This window comes from Nocardia sp. MH4, from assembly GCF_019266065.1.
Taxonomy (GTDB): domain Bacteria; phylum Actinomycetota; class Actinomycetes; order Mycobacteriales; family Mycobacteriaceae; genus Nocardia; species Nocardia canadensis.
Map to the genome: position 1 here is coordinate 327,266 of NZ_LPNR01000112.1, position 18,071 is coordinate 345,336.

Genomic DNA, 18,071 nt, shown 5'->3' on the forward strand with positions numbered 1-18,071 from the left:
ATGGACCTGACCCTGCTGTATCGGGGGCCGCTGGCCTCCTGCGACTACGACTGCCCGTACTGCCCGTTCGCCAAGCACCGCGACTCCACCGACCAGTTGCGCACCGACCGAGCCGCGCTGCGCCGCTTCACCGACTGGGCGCACGCCCAGACCGAGGACCGGCTGTCGGTGCTGTTCACGCCATGGGGCGAGGGCCTGGTGCGGTCGTGGTACCGGACGGCACTGATCGAGTTGTCGCACCGCCCGCACATCGATCGGGTCGCCATCCAGACCAACCTCAGTGGCCGGATCGACTGGACCGCCGACGCGGACCGCGACACCCTCGCCCTCTGGTGCACCTACCATCCCGGCCAGACGCCGTATCGCCGATTCCTCGACAAGGTTGAACGGCTGGCCGAGGCAGGCATTCGGTTCAGCGTCGGCATCGTCGGCCTGCCCGACCATCTCGACCACGCCCGCAGGCTGCGCGCCGACCTGCCCGACCACGTGTACCTGTGGATCAACGCCGCCGAGGGCCACACCTACACCGACGACGAGGCCGCGGGCTGGACCGCGATCGACGCGCTGTTCCCCTTCAGCAGGCACCCGCACCGCTCGGCCGGAGCACCGTGCCGCACCGGGGCGTCGGTGATCTCGGTCGACGGTGACGGCGAGGTCCGCCGCTGCCACTTCGTGCGCACGCCGCTGGGCAACCTCTACGACGGCTCCTACCGTGCGGCGCTGACCCCGCGCCCGTGCCCGCTGTCGGTGTGCGACTGCCACATCGGCTACGTCCACCTGGAGACGCTGCCGCTCTACGACGTGTTCGCCGGTGGTGTGCTGGAACGGATTCCCGCTCAGCCGACGTCGAGTGTGGTGCTCACCGGGGTGGCACCGGTCGACAGGTCGAGCACCGGGCAGTGCGCGTCGACGGCCTGCTGCAGTTCCGCGTAGCGCTGCGCGGACTCGGGTCCGGTGATCCGCACGTTCACCCGCACCGCCTGGAAGCCGGGGCGGACGGTGTCGTCGATGCCGAAGAAGCCGCGCACGTCCAGATCGCCCTCGGCGGTGATCGCGAGGTCGTCGACGGTGATGCCGAGCCGTTGCGCCCAGAATCGGTAGGTGACCACCTGGCAGGAGATCAGGGCCGCGAGATACACCTCGACCGGATTGGCGGCGGCATCGGCGCCACCGAGGGCGGGTGGTTCGTCGACGGCCACGCGGTGCGAGCGTGCGGTGACGACACTGCCCACCGTGCCCTCGGTGGTGCCTGCCGCCCGGAAGACGAAGCGCGCGTTGGCCGGATCGGCCGCCACCGCCTGCGCGGTCGTGTCGGAGATCTCGTTGAGCGTGGTGAGCTGACTGGTCATGCCGGGACGCTATCTCCGCGACGGCGGTCCGCCCACCCATGTATTCGGGCTGATTTCAACCGGCCTCGGGGCGACCGCCGAACAGGATCTGGACGGCTCGCCGCTGCGCTTCCTCGGGTGCGAGTGGCTCACTACCGGGCGGATAGATCGGCTCCGGGCGATCACCGAGCAGGTAGTCGCGGAAGGCGCACAGGTATTCGTCGAGATCGCGCTGATCGGCGAACCTGGTCCCGGTCGGATCGAACCACTCGTCGGGAGTCGGGCGCCAGGCGATCATGTAATCGAGAGATCGACGCAGCAGTTCGCCGTAGGTCGGGTCCCTGACGCAGGCGGCGCGCAGTGTGGGGACGCTGCCACGCATGCCGCGGCGGTACTCGGCGCTGTGCAGCGTCAGCAGCGGCCACGTCAGGCCGTCGATGTGCGGGATCTCGTCCCACCAGGTGCCCTTCGTGGGCGGGGTCGCACCCGCTCGCACCCGGCGTGAGTCGGTGACGGGTGCCGGATAGTCGGTGGGCGCGCCGCGGCGGTCGATGCTGCGGGTCGGCCCGATTCCGAGATTCATCGGCGGGTACCACACCCCGCGCCACACCGGGACTCCGAGACAGCGATTCAGCCGCATCGGCTCGGCCAGGGAGATGTCGGCCGTGATGCGGCGGATCGGGGGCAGCGGACCGTCCGCGACCTGCTCCGCCACCATCGACAGACAGTCCGGGACGTCGAATCCGGTCACGCCGACGCCCTCCCGGAGTCGTGTGTACGCAGACTCGTGCCGGTCGAATTCGATCCAGAACCGTCGCGGTGTGCTCACGCGAGATCGTCCTTCTGCCGCATCGTGCCGAGGTCTTGCGGGGTCAGCGCGCGATACCCAGCGACAAGGCGGCGAAGGCTTTCGGGGCGCCCGGCTGGTAGAAGCGATCGAGTTCGACGGTCTCGAATCCGGCGTCGGTGAGCAAGGCGGGGATGTCGCGCACGAGGTGGCAGCCGCCGGCGATCCGCTGCTGGATCGGGTCGAGCCGGTGCTGCCAGGTCCGCACCGAGGCATCGGGGGCGAGCCCGTGCTCGACGAAGTGCAGTGTGCCGCCGGGTTTGAGCACCCGGCGGATCTCGGCCAGCGCGGCGCCGACGTCGGGAATCGTGCACAGCGTGAAGGTCGAGAGCGCGGTATCGAAGGTGGCGTCCGGGAACGGCAGTGCCTGTCCGTCCAGTCCGGCCCGCTCGATCGGCACCCGGCTCGCCGCCACCCGCTTCGCCGCGATCTTCCACGCGGTGTCGGCGGGTTCCACCCCGCTGACGCGCTCCACCGCCGCCGGATAGAACCCGACATTGGTCCCCGACCCGAACCCGACTTCGAGCACGGTCCCGTGCAGACCCGCGCAGGTGCGCCTGCGCAGAGGATCGTTGTTGGCCACCCCGCACACCGTGTCGACGATGTGCGGCAGGATCCGCTCGCTGTAGAAGCCCATGCCTCGATCATCCCCCGCTGTCCGGCCGCGCGCCGCCGAACGCACGACCGCCGGGTCCCGGCGGTCGTGCGGGGTCCCTACTTGCCGGGAAACGGCGCGGTGATCGTGGTGAAGTACTGGATCGCGGCCCCGATCGCGACGGGCGCGGTCACCAGCAACTGACCCGCCACCGTGCCGAGCGCACCGACCGCGAGTACGCCGCCGAGGCAGCCGACGGCGGCCGCGGGCAGGAACGGACCGAACAGCCCGATGATGGTCGCCGCGGCCACCGTCGCGCCGACGACCCCGCCGAGGACACAGCCCACGGCGGCACCGCCGAGACCACCGATCAGGGTGCCGACCGCGGCGCCGGTGGAGATGGTCGTGGTCATGCGCGCCCACGCGGCCTGTTCGCGGTCGTATTCGGACTTCCACGGTGCCTTGTCCTCGAACGGCAGCGCGACGGGCCGGTAGACCGCCTTGTCCATGGCCAGCTCCGGCGTCAGGGTCGCGGTGCGGCCGTCGATGTGCGCGGCGATCGGGAAGACGAAGTCGTCGACGGCGAAGTGCAGCGGGGTCGCGGCGACGACGGTGCCGGTGTCGGTCCTGGCGGTCAACGTGCCGTTCTCGACGGTGAGGGTGCCGGAATCGATCGCGATGATCGAGGCCGAATCGGTGGCGTGGGCGGTGAATCCGAGCGGTGCGGGGTCGGCGCGCTCCGCGTGCGCGGTGCCGCTCGCGGCGAGCACCGTGAGTGCGGCGGCGGCCAGGGTCTTGCTCATCATGGTGTTCCTCGTTCTTCAGTGCAGGGGTGCCGCGGTGACGGCGCGGACGTGGTCTTCGCTGACGCCGGGCGCGCATTCGCGCAGCACCAGCCCGCAGGGTTCGATGTCGACGACAGCGAGTTCGGTGATCACCCGGTGCACGACGCCGACGCCGGTGAGCGGCAGGGTGCAGCGCGGCACGAGCTTCGACGCGCCCGACTTGTCGGTGTGGGTCATCAGCACGATCACCCGGCGGGCACCGTGGACCAGGTCCATCGCGCCACCCATGCCCTTCACCATCTGTCCAGGCACCATCCAGTTGGCGAGGTCGCCGGTGGCCGAGACCTGCATGCCGCCCAGGACGGCGGTGTCGATGTGGCCGCCGCGGATCATGCCGAAGCTCAGCGCGGAGTCGAAGAAGGCGGCGCCGTCGGTGACGGTGACCGTCTCCTTGCCCGCGTTGATCAGGTCGGCGTCGATATCGTCGGCGTGCGGGTAGGGGCCGGTGCCGAGGATGCCGTTCTCCGAGTGCAATGTCACCGCCACACCGGCGGGGAGCTGGTTCGGGATCAGCGTGGGCAGGCCGATACCCAGGTTGACGTACTCGCCGGGTCGCAGTTCGCGGGCGGCGCGGGCGGCCATCTGGGTCCGCGTCCACCCGGCGGTCACGGTCGGGTTCACGAGACGGTCCGCCTTTCGATCGGTTTGGTCTGCGGGCCGGTGTGCACGATGCGGTCGACGAAGACCCCGGGCAGGTGCACCTGCGCCGGATCGAGCGTGCCGGCGGGGACGAGGTTCTCGACCTGGGCGATACATACCTTCCCCGCCATCGCGGCGAGCGGGTTGAAGTTGCGGGCCGCCTTGTTGAACACCAGATTTCCCGCGGTGTCCCCGACCAGGGCGTGCACCAGGGCGTAGTCGGCGGTGATCGATTCCTCGAGCACGAATCGGCGCCCGGCGAAGGTCCGGACCTCCTTGCGCGGCGAGGCGACCGCCACCGAGCCGTCGGGGTGATACCGCCACGGCAGTCCACCCTCCGACAGGGGCGTGCCTACCCCCGCGGCGGTGAAGAAGGCCGGAATCCCGGTTCCGCCCGCCCGCAGTTTCTCCGCCAGCGTGCCCTGGGGCGTCAGTTCGACTTCGAGTTCGCCGGCCAGATACTGGCGCGCGAACTCGGCGTTCTCGCCCACATAGGACGCGGTGACCCGGCGGATACGCTTCTGCGCCAGCAGGATTCCCAGGCCGTGCGCGTCGGTGCCGCAGTTGTTGGAGAAGATCTCCAGGTCGGCGGCATTGCCCGCCGCCAGCGCGTGGATCAGTGCGTCGGGGATGCCGCACACTCCGAATCCGCCGACGGCCAGCGAGGCGCCGGAGCCGATATCGACGACCGCCTCGGCGGCAGTGGCGAACACCGTTGTCATCGGGCGAGCTCCGCGCTCTCGGTCATGGCGAGCAGGTCGTCGAGCAGTTCCTGCGCGCGCGGCCACGGACCGTAGCCCGCCGCCGGATTCAGGTGCCCGACGTCGCCGAGGTCGACCAGGCTGCTGCCCCACGCCTCGGCCATCCCGGCGACCCGGCGGCTGGTGGCCAGGGGGTCGGTGCTGCTCGCGGCGACGATGGTCGGGAACGGCAGCCGGCGGCGCGGCACCGGGGTCCAGCCGTGCGCGGCGAGGTCGGCGGCGCTGGGATACCCGGGTGGCAGCGGTGTTTCGAAGTCGGGCGGTGTCGCCAGCAGCGCGCCGCGCACGGCCCGGGTGGACTGCTGGGCCCAGTGCACGGTGATCATCACGCCCGCGCTGTGCGCGACCAGCACGACGGGCCCCTCGATGTCGGCGAGGACGGCGTCCAGGGCGGCGATCCGCGCGGGCAGGCTGAGTCCGTCGCGTTCCAGCGGCGGCACGACGGCCACCTTGTCCAGGGTCGCGGCCAGCAGGCTCTGCCAGTGGTCGGCGACGTGATCACGCAGGCCGGGCACGATCACGACGGTCGGGGTGGGAAGGGAATTCATCGGTGCGGTCATCCTTTTCGACGAGATTCAGTGCGGGGCCGCGGCGTGCACTGCGGCGAGTGCGCGCAGCCCCAGGGGGTAGACGCGCCTGCCAAGGAGCAGGGCGGCGACGGCGAGTACCGACACCACCGGTGTCACGCGCAGCGCGTCCCACAGGCCGAGGTGGTCGGCGAGCACCCCGACGACGAACGGTCCGAGGGCCAGGCCGAGCAGACTGTTGGCCAGGGTGAGGGTGCCGAACGCCGAGGCGCGTACGGAGGCATGGGTGAGATTGGCGACCATCGCCACGGTCGGGCCCGCCGAGCCGCCGGAGAAGAACGCGCCGATGCCGAGCAGAACCAGTTGCGGCACACCGGTGTCCAGGCTGAACCCGAGCCCGAGGCTGACGAGCGAGATCAGGCAGAACACGATCGCGGTGAGCCATTTGCGGCTCATATCGGCGCGACCGACCCGGTCGGTGATCACCCCGCACACCACCATGCCGGTGCCGACAAGGGTCACGATGACCGCCGCCAGTCCCGCCGCCTGATCGGGCGCCAGCCCGTAGTAGCGGTTGAAGAAGCTCGGCATCCACGACAGCAGCACGGCGGCGGTGAACATCTGCAGGCCGCTGCCGACGTACGCGCACAGCACCGCCGGGTTGGTGAACAGGGTCGAAATGGGGGCGCGGTAGGCGATCTCGGGTGCGGGATCGGTGGTGTGGCGGGCGGTGCGCTCCTCGGTGACCACCGACCGGAACGCCACCGCCAGCACCAGCCCGAAGATCGCCATGGTGGCGAACGACCACCGCCAGCCCAGGTGCACCGCGATGACGCCGCCCGCGGCGACCCCGAACACCGAGCCGAACGAGCCGCCCGCCATGAACGCCCCGCTCAGCGCCGCATGCCTGCGCGCGGCGAACACGCTGAGCACCAGCGCGATACCGACGCTGCCGTAGGCGGCCTCGCCGACGCCGACGAAGAAGCGGGCGGCCAGCATCTGCGGGTAGTTGTCGGCGAGCGCGCACACCAGGGTCGCCGCGCTCCACACCAGGGCCATCAGCAGCAGGCTCTTGACCCGGCCCCACCGGTCGGCCAGCACCGACAGCGGGAGCGTGAGCAGTCCGACCATCAGGGCGACGACGCTGCTCAACGACGCCAGCTGCGAATCCGACAGCGCCCATTCGGCTTTCAGGAACGGGAAGACCGCGCTCAGCACCTGGCGCGACATGTAGTCGGCCAGTAGCAGGCCGAAGGCCAGCGCGAACACCAGCCACGGATAGGTTCGGGAGACGGACGGTGTTCGATGCGGCGCCGCGACGGCGGTCGTGGTGTGGTCCATGGGTGCTCCTGCGAACCGGTGGACGTCGTCGCTGACGTCCACCGGGTTGTCGAGACCGGGGAGGCTGATTCCCCGGGAAGGGGTCAGGCGTGGTGGGTGAACCCGACCTGGCCCGGCTTGCGGTTCGGGGCGAACCCGATCTTGGCCAGCGTCTCGTCGGCGTCGGCGTAGCGCTCGTCGAGCTTGTAGATCTCGCGCGCTTCCTTGCCGGTGGCGACTTCGCGACCGAGTTCACCGGCGATCCGGACCAGCTGCCGGATCTGCTGGACGGAGGTCATCTTCTCGCCCTTGCGGCCCCACAGGGTGTCCTCGTTGCCGCAGCGGGCGTGCAGGCCCATCGCGATGGCCATCGTGTTCACCGGCAAGACGCTGCGCATCAGCGTCTCCAGGGTGAGCACGGCCCCGTCGGGGGTGCGGCGGATGAACTCCATCATGTTGTAGGGGTTGGGGCCGTCGAAGCCGCCGCCGATGCCGACCCAGGTCAGCATGAGCGGGCCGGTGTAGACGCCGCGCCGGATCAGCCGCTCGACGGTCTCCAGCTGCGGGATGCTCGACAGCTGGAAGTGCGGTTGGATGCCGTTGGCCTGCAAGCGCTTCAGATGTTCGGCGACCCAGCTCGGGCCCGCGGGCACGTACATCTCCCGGTAGGCCTCGTACACCTCGGGCCGTTCGAAGGAAGTGCCCGCGATGTCGTCCTCGGTCATCAGCTCGACGATGTTCATCTGGCTGGTGTTGATCGCGATGGTGACCTGGTCGGGCTTGGGGTCGAGTTCGGCCAGCATGTGCCGGGCGTCGTCGGGCAGCCACAGCGCGTCGGCGCCCTCACCTTCGGGCGAGAACGAGATCGACCCGCCCACCTGCAGGATCATGTCCGGCACGGCCTCGCGCAGGCGGCCGAGCAGTTCGTTGAACTTCGACAGGCGCTTGGAGCCCTTGCCGTCGAGTTCCCGCACGTGGATGTGCAGCACGGTGGCGCCGGCCTCGTAGCAGTCGACGGCCTGCTGGACGTGTTCGTCCATCGTCAGTGGAAGGTCTTCGCGGAAATCATCGAGTTCCCATTCCGGGCCGTACGGCGCGGCGGTGATGACCAGCTTCTCCTGGTTCTCGGGGAACAATGCGTCGTCGTGAAAATGCATGGGGGTACTCCGATCGGAATTGCGCGGATGAATAGGAAAAGGGAGTTAGGCGTCAGAAGGGACGGTCGCCGACGATGCCCGCCCGCTCCATCTTGCGGACCGCGGGCCAGTAGTCCTGGACGGCGTAGTGCTGGGTGGACCGGTTGTCCCAGATCGCGAAGCTGTTCTCGGTCCAGCGCCAGCGGACCTGATATTCCGGAATGCTCGCCTGGCGCATCAGATAGTTCAGCAATTCGCTTGCGCCGGGCGCGTAATCGGCGCCGAATCGCACATTTTCCGGCGTATGGAAATTCACCAGATGAGTGGTGAAGGAATTGACGAACAGGATCTCCTCACCGGTTTCCGGGTGAATACGCACCACCGGATGTTCGGCGTCGGGGAATCGGTCGTGCAGTGCGAGCCGGTCCTCCTCGAGCATGGCCGCACCGAAACTCGCCTCGATGCTGTGCCGGGCCCGCAGATGCGCGATCCGCGAGCGCACCGACTGCGGCAGCCGCCGGTAGGCCTCGACCATGTTCACCCAGATGGTGTCGCCGCCGACCGGCGGCGTCTCCACGCATCGCAGTACGGCACCCATCGGCGGATTCACCCGCCAGGTGGCATCGCAGTGGTAGGCGTTCTCGTAGTGCTCGGGTCGGCTGTCGAGGTCCTTGTAGATGCGGACCAGGCCCGGATGGTCGGGGTCGCCCGCGGCGACCGGGTGATCCTCGAGCGGGCCGAAACGTTCGGCGAGCGCGACGTGTTCGGCCCGGGTGATGTCCTGGTCACGGACGAACAGCACCTTGTGGCGCAGCAGCAGGGTGCGCAGTTCGGCGAACAGGGCGTCGTCGGCGGCGACCTCGGCGAGGTTCACCCCGTGCAGTTCGGCACCGATGGTCGCGGTCAGCGGCACCGCGTGCAGGGCGGTACGGACGGTCATGGCTGGTTCCTTTCCGGTGGACGCGTCAGAGCGTGAACACCGACGCGCCGACGCTGCGGCCGGCTTCGAGGTCGCGGTGGGCCCGCACGGCGTCGGCGAGCTCGTAGCGCTGGTTGATCTCGACGCGCAGGCGGCCCGCGGTGAGGTGGTCGAAGAGTTCGCCGGCGAGTTCGGCGCGTTCGGCCGGGTCGGCGATGTAGTCGGCCAGGGCGGGCCGGGTGACGAACAGCGAGCCCTTCACGGCGAGCTGCATCGCCTCGATCGGCGGCACCGGGCCCGACGCGGTGCCGAAGCACACCAGCAGGCCACGCCGGGCCAGCGAGTCCAGCGAGGACTGGTAGGTGGTCTTGCCGATGCTGTCGTAGACCACGGGAACGCCCGCGCCGTCGGTGATCTCGCGCACTCGGGTCGCGACGTCTTCCCTGGTGTAGATCACCACGTGCGCGCAGCCGTTGGCGCGGGCGACGGCCGCCTTCTCCTCGCTGGAGACGGTGCCGATCACCTGGACGCCGAGCAGCGTGGCCCACTGGGTGAACAGCTGGCCGACTCCGCCCGCCGCGGCGTGCAGCAGGACGGTGTCGCCCGCCCGCAACGGATGGATCCGCCGCAGCAGGTAGGCGGTGGTGAGCCCGCGCATGGTGGTGGCGGCCGCGGTGTCGAAGGCGATGCCGTCGGGCAGCGCGATCAGGTGCTCGGCGGGCATGACCCGGGCGGTGCTGTAGGCGCCGAGCGGGCTGCCGGTGTAGGTGACCCGGTCCCCCGGCGCGAACCCGGCGACTCCGGGGCCGACCGCCTCGATGACGCCGGCGGCCTCGACCCCGAGTCCGGCGGGCAGGGCGGCGGGGTACAGCCCGGTGCGGAAGTAGGTGTCGGCGAAGTTGAGTCCCACGGCCTCGTGGCGGAGCCGGACCTCGCCGGGCCCCGGATCGCCGACCTCGGTGGTCTCCCACCGCATGACGTCGGGGCCGCCGATCTCGGCGAAACGAATTGCGTGTGCCACTGCATCTCCTTCGGTGTGATGGACATAACAGTAGGGACGCCCGGCTCGCAATGCTTATCCTGACGGGACAGAAAACTATTCATCTCGGGACTTGGAGGAGGTGGTCCGGTGAAGCCGTTGTCCCGGTACGCGTCGTTGAACGACTACGTCGAACTGGCGCGATCGCTCGGGCTGGAGCCCGCGCGGCTGATCCGCGACTGCGGCCTCGACCCGGCCGGTTTCGGCACGCAGGATCGCTGGGTGCCGGCCGAGGCCGTGGCCGAACTGCTGGAACGCTCGGCCGCCGAATCCGGTCGGGAAGACTTCGGCCTGCGGTTGGCGCAGCTGCGGCGCTTCGCCAACCTCGGCCCGCTGAGCCTGGTCATCCGCGAGGAGCCCGATGTGCGCAGCGCGCTGCGGCTGCTCTCGCGCCACGAGCACATGTACAACGAGGCGCTGCACACCGAGATCATCGAGGCCAACGGCGTAGCCACGCTGCGGGTCTCGGTCGATGTAGGCAGGCAGGTGCCCGTGCGCCAAGCCGTCGAGCTCACGACCGGGGTGTTGCACGGACTGCTGCGCGGCTTCGCCGGGCCCACGTGGCGGCCGATACAGGTCTGCTTCTCCCACCCCGCGCCGCGCGATCGCGCCACCTACGTCAAGATGTTCGGTCCGCACGTGGAGTTCGATCAGGATTTCGACGGAATCCTCACCTACAGCACCGTTCTCGACGCCCCGAACGCCATGGCCGATCCGCTGCTGCGCACCTACACCCAGCAGCTGGTGGGCACGCTGACCCCGACGCGGGAGGCCACCGTCACCGACCGGGTCCGCGAACTCGTGGAACTGCTGCTACCGACGGGACGCTGCACCGTCGATCAGGTGGCCCGCAGTCTGGGTGTCGACCGGCGCACCGTGCACCGCAGGCTCGCCCAGGACGACACCACGTTCACCGCGATCGTCGACCAGACCCGCGCCGCGCTGGCCGAACGCCTGGTCACCACCCGCCGCCACTCCCTCACCGCAGTCGCCGATCTGCTCGGTTTCTCCTCGGTGAGCAACTTCTCGCGCTGGTTCCGCGGCCACTACGGCACCAGCCCCCGGCAGTGGCGCGAGCAACGCCCACGCCACTGACCGGCCGCGCTCAGGCCAGGCGACGGTCGAACACCTGGGTGCCGACACCGGAGGCGGCATCGACGGTGACCACGCGCAGCGTCACCTTCTCGGGGCTCAGGTCCATCACCATGAAGCCCAGTTCGTGCTGGGTCTCGTAGAGCGCGGGATGCGCGGAATCCTTGGGCGTCGCCGGACGACCGGCGGCCGTCTTGCCCGCCGCGCCCGAGACGATCTGGCGGGTGCCCTTCGACGCGGCGGTCGGTTCGAGCACCTGGAGGGTGTGGTCGTGCCCGGACAGCAGGAACGAGACCTTGCCCAGCACATGGTCTTCGAAGAATCGCTTGGCGTGCACGCCGTTGATCGGCTCGATCGGCAGACCCTCGTAGTTGCCCGCGTCGCCGTGTGGTCCGTTGCTGAGGTAGGGGTGGTGGGTGCAGGCGATCTTCCACGGCGCGGTCGATTCCGCGAGCGCCCGGTCCAGCCAGGCGCGCTGCTCGTTCATGTACTGACCGTCCACCGACCAGTACGGGTCGAGCAGTGGCGGGATGTAGGCCGCGAGCGGGTTGAGGTCGAGCACGAAGAACTCCACCACCGGGTTCTCCTCGGGCACTCGCACCGAGTAATAGCGGCTCGGCATCCACCAGCGACGCGATCTCGCGTGGTATTCGACCTCGTGGTTGCCGCGCAGCAGCCAGCCGCCGTCGCCGGGGAACACCGCGGAGGTGTCGTGGTTGCCCAGGACCATGGCCCACGGAAAGTCCAGTCCCGCGTTGGGATCCTCGAACTTCGTGGCGAATTGGACGTCGTCGGGTCCGTCGGGACCGGACTCGTAGATGTTGTCGCCGAGGCCGACCGCCATCGTGAACGGTTCGCGCGCGTGAAAGGCGCGGGCTGCGTCGGCGACCGCCCACTGGGTGCGGCTGCCGGTGCCCGCGTCGCCGGTGATCAGGATCCGGGCGGTGCGCCCGGCGCCCGGCGCGAACTTGGGCACCTCGGCCGGGACCGCCGCCGCGGGCGTGAGCCCGACGAGGGTGATGCCGGCGACGACGCCCGCGGCGCCGGCCAGAACTTCGCGTCGGCCGATACCGGCCGGGGTGGAGCCCGGGATGGAGTGCGACACGTGGATGCTCACCTTCTGGTCTGGGATCGCTGGAAACTTACACCGCGCACATCGACTGGATGACGCCGCGCACGATCGGTGCGCCGTAGTCGGTCGGCGCGAAGGCCAGCTTCTGCACGATCGACAGGGGCGTGAGGACCGCGTCGGCGACCCCCGCGTACCCGGCGAGGGAGGTGCCGGCCGAGAACAGCAGGCTGGTGATGTCGAGGGTCAGGGTGGCCAGGTCGAAGGCGTTCTCCACCTGCACCTGGGCCAGCGGCACGGTGTCGAGGGCCGTGCCCGCGGCGACGTCGGCGCCGAGGTTGGCCAGGAAGGTCAGCGGACCCAGGTCGAGGGCTTCCACCAGCGGCCCGAGCTCGTCGGAACGGCGCATCAGCATCACCTCGGCCACCCGATTGCTCGCCAGGAACACCTGCAGGTCCGCGGCGGCCTGGTCGACCGCGGTCTTGTCGACCTGTACGGCGCCGCTGGTCAGGAATGTTCGCGAGCGTTCGACGACAGCCGCGATGGTCAGGTCGGCGATCGGAGTACAGGTGCCGTCGGCGGTCATGACCAGGGCGGCCAGGTCCTCGATCGGTCGCGGTACGTCGACGGGTTCGATCGCGACCGAGGCCGGGTCCAGCGGCGGGTAGACGTTCGGGGCCACGCAGCCCGCGTCGATCGAATTCTGTACCGCCCGGGCCAGGGCCTTGGTGCCGGTGAAGGCGGCGCCGACGATCGGTTTCAGGAAGATCCCCACTGTGGGGACCATCCCGGCGGCGAGCTTGGCCGGGATCTTCACGATGCCGGTCGCGAGGATGAACACTTCGATCGCGTCGTCTACGGTCAGCTGCGAGACCGACATCGTCTGGTCGATCCGGCCGGTGCGCACCGCGTCGAGTCCGTTGACCAGGTAGGTGACGATCGGGTCGTCGAGCTCGGCGAGTCGGGTGCCCACCCGCTCCGGCCGCATCGGCAGCCCGTCCCGATGCACTCGCACAGCGGCGATTTCGGCACGGAATCCGGCGACCTGCTGGTCGTAGGCGGCCAGCTGCGCGGGTCCGACCATGCCGCGCAGGACCGACGCGGCCGCGGTGACTACATCGTCGAATGTCGGCGCGCCCGTGGTGCACAGCGCCGCCGCGTCACCGATCGGGGTAGCCGCGAGGGTGTCCTCGGTGCTCGCCCGTGCGGTGCCGGGCGCGAGCAGAATGCCGGCGGCCACGGTGAGCGCGGTGAGGGAACCGACGCAGGGCGCGGTGACGCGGGACAGGGACAGAGGCATGCGCTGTGATCTCCGGCTGGGCGGGCGCTCGGCGCACCGCCGAGGGCATCGGGTGAGGGTGCGACACGAACCTAGGCCGCACAGTTTCCGAAACAGTGCTGTTTACATGAACAATCAGCCAACTTGGACGAACGTTCAGTTAATCTGCACTCACCGAAAAGGGCGTTCGCCACGATGTAGCGGCCCGAGTGCAGGCCATCGTGAGGGCGAGCCCGCGTGGCCGCCGCGCATGGGCGAGCGTCGCGGAGGTGGTCGCCGAACCGGCACGCTCGCGGTCGTGGCTGTCGTCGACATCCGAGGACAACCTGGGTTGCCCGATGGATACTGGGTCGATGCCCGACCGGTTGTCCCCCCTGGTGCTCAGCACCGAGAGCGTCTCCCCCAGGGAGGCTTTCGACTTCTGGCGCGACAGCGTGTGCGCGATGTATTTCCGTATGCAGGTCGACCCGATGACCACCGCCGATTACCACGCGCGCATCGAGTACGCCACTTTGGAGAACGCCGTCGGCCTGTCCCGTGTCCGCGCCGACGCGCAGCGGGCGCGCCGTCGCCACGTCGACCTGAGCGCCGACACCGAGGAGTGTGTGCTGGGCGTGATCACCCTCGACGGGAGCGCCGTGCTCGAACAGGACGGCCGCACCGTCGCAGCCGAGCCCGGCACTCTGGTTTTCCTCGACAGCACCCGCCCCTATTCCGCGACCTGGACCTCCACCTTCGAGGAACTGGTCGTGCAGGTGCCGACGCGGCGGATCTCGGTCGCCGACACCCGCTCGCTCACCGCCAGGGGCTACGGGCCCGGCACCGTCGCCCCGACTGTCATCTCCTGCTTCACCGCCCTGTTCGACCTCGTCGCCGCCGATCCGGCGCAGGCGGCGCCGCTGGTCCCGCACGCGCTCGGACTGTTCGGTGCCGCCGTGGCGACCGCGGCCCGCCGCAAGAGCGAGCCCGAGGAGATCACCGCGGTGCTGCGGCAGCAGGTCTTCGACTTCCTGCGCGCCAACGCCTGCGATCCCGAACTCAGCGCCGACACGGTCGCCTCGGCGTGCGGGGTCTCACGGCGCACGCTCTACCGCCTCGTCGGTGGCGGCGGGATCGCCCACCACATCAAGCTGATCCGCATCGATCGCGCCAAGAAACTGCTGCAGCGCGAGCGGTACCAGTCGATGGGCGCGATCGCCGCCGCCTGCGGATTCGGCAGCGAATCCGGATTCCATCGCGCGTTCCGGGAGACGGTCGGCGCGACACCGGCCGACTACCGGCAGATGGTGCGGCCCTAGCGATCAGCCCGCCGACGCGGGCCGTCCGACACCGGTCGCGGCATCCATGTCCTCGAGCGACATCCCCTTGGTCTCGGGCACGAACCGCGCCACGAACACCAACGACAGCAGCGCGAACGCCGCGTACATGCCGTAGGCGAAGCCGAGCGAGAAACTCTTCAGGCTCGGGAAGGACACGGTGATCGCCCAGTTCGCGGCCCACTGCCCCGCCGCCGCCAGCGACAGTGCGGCGCCACGGATCCGGTTCGGGAACATCTCCCCGAGCAGCACCCACACCACCGGGCCCCAGCTCATGCCGAAGAACACCACGAACAGGTTCGCCGCGACCAGCGCGATCGGCCCGCTTGCCCCGGTCAGCTGCGGCTCCAGGGTGCCCTCGGAGTTGGGCACCTGGTCGGCGGTGCCGAAGCACACCGCCATCGTCGCCAGGGTGACCGTCATGCCGATCGAACCGACCAGCAGCAGCGGCCTGCGCCCGATCCGGTCGATGAGCATGATCGCGACGATGGTGGTGGCGATGTTGACCACCGAGGTGAACACGCTGATCTGGAACGACTGGGACTCTTCGAATCCCACGGCCTCCCACAGCACGTTGGAGTAGTAGAAGATCACGTTGATGCCGACCGCCTGCTGGAACACCGACAGCAGCAGACCGACCCAGACGATCGGATAGATCCCGCCCGCCGGGCGGCGCAGGTCCTTCCAGGACGGCTTCACATCGCCCTTGAGGCTGTCCTCGATCCGGCCGATGGTCAGTTCGAGGTTCTTCTCGCCGAACAGCAACGCCAGCACCTTGCGCGCCTCGGGGATGCGATGGGTGGCCACCAGATACCGCGGGGACTCCGGAATCGTCGAGGCCAGCACGCCGTAGACGACCGCGGGCACCATCATCGACAGGAACATCCACCGCCAGGCCTCGAGACCCAGCCACAGCGTCTCACTCGCGCCGCCGGCGATCTCGGCGAGCACATAGTCCACGAGCAGGGCCAGGAAGATGCCGAGCACGATCGCGAGCTGCTGCAGTGAGCCGAGCCTGCCGCGGATGCGGGCCGGTGAGGTCTCGGCGATGTAGGCGGGGGCGATGACCGAGGCGACGCCGACCCCGAGGCCGCCGATGATGCGCCCGATCACCAGGAGCCACACGCTGGGCGCGAGCGCGGTGAGGACCGCGCTGAGGAAGAACAGCACGGCCGCGATCTTCATGACCTTGATCCGGCCGATCCGGTCGGCGATGCGGCCCGCCGTCATCGCGCCCGCGGCGGCACCGAGCAGCGCCGAGGCCACGGCGAAGCCGAGAACGGCGTCGTCGACACCGAATTCGTCCTGGATCGCCGCCACCGCGCCGTTGATCACCGCGCTGTCGAAACCGAACAGCAGACCACCCAGCGCCGCGACGGAAGCGATCCGGATGATGTGGCTGCCCGGCGCGCTCTCGTCGTCGGGAGCAGCGGACTGGTCGGTGAAAGAACCTCCGTCGGACATCGGCGTCGTCCTCTCCGCGGCGCGGCATCCCTGCCACGCTGGTCGCTGTGTGGTCTGGTCGCAGTATGCCCCGACCCGCGGGTCGCTCCGTCCAGGACACGCTCACCACCGACGCGGGCCGAAGGCCCGGCCACGACCCGGTGCGCCGCGGTCCCACACCGCGCGTTCACCTCGCCGTCACGCTCGTGGCTTAGCGTCCGCGAGATGACCGATGTCGAGACGCGTCAGATCCCCCGCGAGGTCAGCGAGATCGCCGATCTCGCCACCGCTGTGAACCTCGCCGACACCACGGCGTTCACCGTCGACGACAGCGACGACGACGATCCCGTGCTGCTCACCGCGCCCGGCGGGCTGATCGTCGACACCTGGCGCGAGGGCTACCCCTACGACGAACGCCTGTCGCGCACCGAGTACGAGCTGGACAAGCGGCTGCTGCAGATCGAGCTGCTGAAACTGCAGAACTGGATCAAGGCGACCGGGCGGCGCATCGTCATCGTCTTCGAGGGCCGTGACGCCGCGGGCAAGGGCGGCACCATCAAGCGGTTCATGGAGCATCTGAATCCGCGCGGCGCGCGGGTGGTGGCGCTGGAGAAGCCCTCGGCCCGCGAATCCACCCAGTGGTATTTCCAGCGGTATGTCGAGCACCTGCCCGCAGCTGGGGAAATCGTGCTGTTCGACCGGTCCTGGTACAACCGGGCCGGTGTGGAGCGGGTGATGGGCTTCTGCACGCCCGAACAGCATCGGCGGTTCCTTGGCCAGGCCCCGCTGTTCGAGAAGATGCTCGTCGACGACGGCATCGACCTGGTGAAGTTCTGGTTCTCGGTGTCGCCGCTGGAACAGCGCACCCGCTTCGCCATCCGCCAGGTCGACCCCGTCCGGCAGTGGAAGCTGTCCCCGATGGACCTGGCCTCGCTCGACAAGTGGGAGCAGTACACGGCGGCCAAGGAAGAGAACTTCGAGCACACCGACACCGACCACGCGCCGTGGATCGTGGTCAAGAGCAACGACAAGAAGCGGGCCCGGCTCAACGCGATGCGGTACGTGCTCAACCGCTTCGAGTACGACACCAAGGACGCGGAGATCGTCGCGACCGCGGACCCGCTGATCGTGGGCCGCGGTCGCGACGTGATCGGTTCCTAACGGACCAGGGCGGCGGTGTGCGCGGCCGACATCAACGCGGCCAGTTCGTCGCGTTCGGCCGCGTCGAGGGCGTCGAAGCAGGGTGCGACGAGTTCGTCGGTCAAGGTCTCCGCGGCATCCCAGCGGGCCCGGTGCTCGTCGGTGATCGGCTCGAACGGTTCGGACCAGCCGAGCATGCGCGCGTGAGTCGGACCGTCCGACACCGGGGATCCCGCGATCAGGATCGCCTGCAACGGGGTGAGCCCCTGGGCCAGCACCGCGATCAGGTGCAGGCCGCCGCGCAGTTCCCGCAGCACATGGGTCAATTGCAGGGCGGCGGCGCGGCCGTCGGTGGGCAGCGGCATCGCGCGCCAGCCGGCGAACAGCGGCAGCCCGGTCGACGGCGCCGCGGCGACGACGCGGCCGAGCAGCTCGGCGAGCCGGTCGGCGTCGTCGTAGGCGGCCAGCTTGCGCCGACCGAAGTCGTGACAGGCCGCGAGGTAGGCCGCGGCCGCGTCGGCGGCGGGCAGCGGCACGGATTCCCAAGCGGCCCGGACGCATCCGGGCTCGAAGAAGCCGAAGGCCGCGGCGACGACATCGGCGTCGACGTCACCGAGGACGCCGCCGCGTCCGCGGGTGTAGGCGCCGTGGAAGCCGGGGACCCCGACCGCCTGCCCGAATTCCCTGGCCTCACGCGAGATCATGAATGCTCCACCGAGTTCGAGCACCTGCTGCTTCACTGCTGTCGACGACATCGTCCACCTTCCGCTGTGTAC

19 protein-coding genes are annotated in these 18,071 nt (G+C 69.6%); 4 read left to right on the plus strand and 15 right to left on the minus strand.

All coding sequences use genetic code 11. The features are described from left to right. Positions 1-933 (plus strand): STM4011 family radical SAM protein, encoded by a 933-nt coding sequence (locus ATM97_RS23665; protein ID WP_218720268.1) that lies wholly within the window; start codon positions 1-3, stop codon positions 931-933. Here ATM97_RS23665 and ATM97_RS23670 read toward each other — a convergent pair. The 11 genes from ATM97_RS23670 to ATM97_RS23720 form a co-directional block, all read right to left on the minus strand. Then, on the minus strand, positions 837-1,349 hold the full coding sequence (locus tag ATM97_RS23670; RefSeq protein WP_218720269.1) for an OsmC family protein: 513 nt from the start codon (positions 1,347-1,349) through the stop codon (positions 837-839). The two genes, ATM97_RS23665 and ATM97_RS23670, sit on opposite strands and share 97 nt — an antisense overlap. 55 nt (positions 1,350-1,404) lie before the next feature. After that, a complete protein-coding gene (locus tag ATM97_RS23675; RefSeq protein ID WP_218720271.1) occupies positions 1,405-2,157 on the minus strand; it encodes a hypothetical protein in 753 nt (250 codons plus the stop codon). A gap of 43 nt (positions 2,158-2,200) precedes the next feature. After that, positions 2,201-2,812, minus strand: a complete 612-nt coding sequence (locus ATM97_RS23680; RefSeq protein WP_218720272.1) for a class I SAM-dependent methyltransferase — start codon at positions 2,810-2,812, stop codon at positions 2,201-2,203. A gap of 77 nt (positions 2,813-2,889) precedes the next feature. Beyond that, positions 2,890-3,573: a hypothetical protein gene (locus ATM97_RS23685; protein ID WP_374104895.1), complete on the minus strand. Its 684-nt coding sequence runs from the start codon at positions 3,571-3,573 to the stop codon at positions 2,890-2,892. Between the two features lie 18 nt (positions 3,574-3,591). After that, positions 3,592-4,236, minus strand: a complete 645-nt coding sequence (locus ATM97_RS23690) for a 3-oxoacid CoA-transferase subunit B (RefSeq protein ID WP_308248597.1) — start codon at positions 4,234-4,236, stop codon at positions 3,592-3,594. Then, positions 4,233-4,976, minus strand: a complete 744-nt coding sequence (locus ATM97_RS23695; protein ID WP_218720275.1) for a CoA transferase subunit A — start codon at positions 4,974-4,976, stop codon at positions 4,233-4,235. The genes ATM97_RS23690 and ATM97_RS23695 overlap by 4 nt, the downstream gene beginning before the upstream one ends. Further along, positions 4,973-5,563: an RBBP9/YdeN family alpha/beta hydrolase gene (locus tag ATM97_RS23700; RefSeq protein ID WP_374104896.1), complete on the minus strand. Its 591-nt coding sequence runs from the start codon at positions 5,561-5,563 to the stop codon at positions 4,973-4,975. The genes ATM97_RS23695 and ATM97_RS23700 overlap by 4 nt, the downstream gene beginning before the upstream one ends. A 27-nt stretch (positions 5,564-5,590) precedes the next feature. Then, on the minus strand, positions 5,591-6,883 hold the full coding sequence (locus ATM97_RS23705) for an MFS transporter (RefSeq protein ID WP_218720277.1): 1,293 nt from the start codon (positions 6,881-6,883) through the stop codon (positions 5,591-5,593). 83 nt (positions 6,884-6,966) lie between these two features. Then, entirely contained in the window at positions 6,967-8,019 is a 1,053-nt protein-coding gene (locus ATM97_RS23710) for a 3-keto-5-aminohexanoate cleavage protein (RefSeq protein ID WP_218720279.1), read from the minus strand. A 52-nt stretch (positions 8,020-8,071) separates the two neighbouring features. Beyond that, positions 8,072-8,938: a TauD/TfdA family dioxygenase gene (locus ATM97_RS23715; protein ID WP_218720280.1), complete on the minus strand. Its 867-nt coding sequence runs from the start codon at positions 8,936-8,938 to the stop codon at positions 8,072-8,074. 25 nt (positions 8,939-8,963) lie between these two features. Next, entirely contained in the window at positions 8,964-9,938 is a 975-nt protein-coding gene (locus ATM97_RS23720; protein ID WP_218720282.1) for a quinone oxidoreductase, read from the minus strand. Positions 9,939-10,046: 108 nt separating this feature from the next. Between ATM97_RS23720 and ATM97_RS23725 the strand changes: the two genes are divergently transcribed. After that, positions 10,047-11,051: an AraC family transcriptional regulator gene (locus tag ATM97_RS23725; RefSeq protein ID WP_218720283.1), complete on the plus strand. Its 1,005-nt coding sequence runs from the start codon at positions 10,047-10,049 to the stop codon at positions 11,049-11,051. Between the two features lie 10 nt (positions 11,052-11,061). Here ATM97_RS23725 and ATM97_RS23730 read toward each other — a convergent pair whose 3' ends face one another. Both ATM97_RS23730 and ATM97_RS23735 read right to left on the minus strand, forming a co-directional pair. Next, complete coding sequence (locus ATM97_RS23730; protein ID WP_218720285.1) at positions 11,062-12,153, minus strand: metallophosphoesterase; 1,092 nt, start codon at positions 12,151-12,153, stop codon at positions 11,062-11,064. A 37-nt stretch (positions 12,154-12,190) separates the two neighbouring features. Beyond that, positions 12,191-13,417, minus strand: coding sequence for a hypothetical protein (locus tag ATM97_RS23735; protein ID WP_255588266.1), 1,227 nt, complete (start codon positions 13,415-13,417; stop codon positions 12,191-12,193). 332 nt (positions 13,418-13,749) lie between these two features. On the opposite strand from ATM97_RS23735, the gene ATM97_RS23740 reads away from it, so the two are divergent. Then, the gene (locus ATM97_RS23740; RefSeq protein ID WP_218720286.1) at positions 13,750-14,694 is read left to right on the plus strand and encodes an AraC family transcriptional regulator; all 945 of its coding nucleotides are present in this window, start codon (positions 13,750-13,752) and stop codon (positions 14,692-14,694) included. Between the two features lie 3 nt (positions 14,695-14,697). On the opposite strand, the gene ATM97_RS23745 is transcribed toward ATM97_RS23740, so the two are convergent. After that, positions 14,698-16,176 carry a sugar porter family MFS transporter gene (locus ATM97_RS23745; protein ID WP_218720288.1) on the minus strand — a complete coding sequence of 493 codons (1,479 nt, stop codon included), beginning with the start codon at positions 16,174-16,176 and terminating at the stop codon, positions 14,698-14,700. 204 nt (positions 16,177-16,380) lie between these two features. On the opposite strand from ATM97_RS23745, the gene ppk2 reads away from it, so the two are divergent. Continuing rightward, on the plus strand, positions 16,381-17,316 hold the full coding sequence (ppk2, locus tag ATM97_RS23750) for a polyphosphate kinase 2 (RefSeq protein ID WP_218720290.1): 936 nt from the start codon (positions 16,381-16,383) through the stop codon (positions 17,314-17,316). Here ppk2 and ATM97_RS23755 read toward each other — a convergent pair. Continuing rightward, positions 17,313-18,050 (minus strand): hypothetical protein, encoded by a 738-nt coding sequence (locus ATM97_RS23755; RefSeq protein WP_218720292.1) that lies wholly within the window; start codon positions 18,048-18,050, stop codon positions 17,313-17,315. The two genes, ppk2 and ATM97_RS23755, sit on opposite strands and share 4 nt — an antisense overlap. Positions 18,051-18,071: the final 21 nt, after the last annotated feature.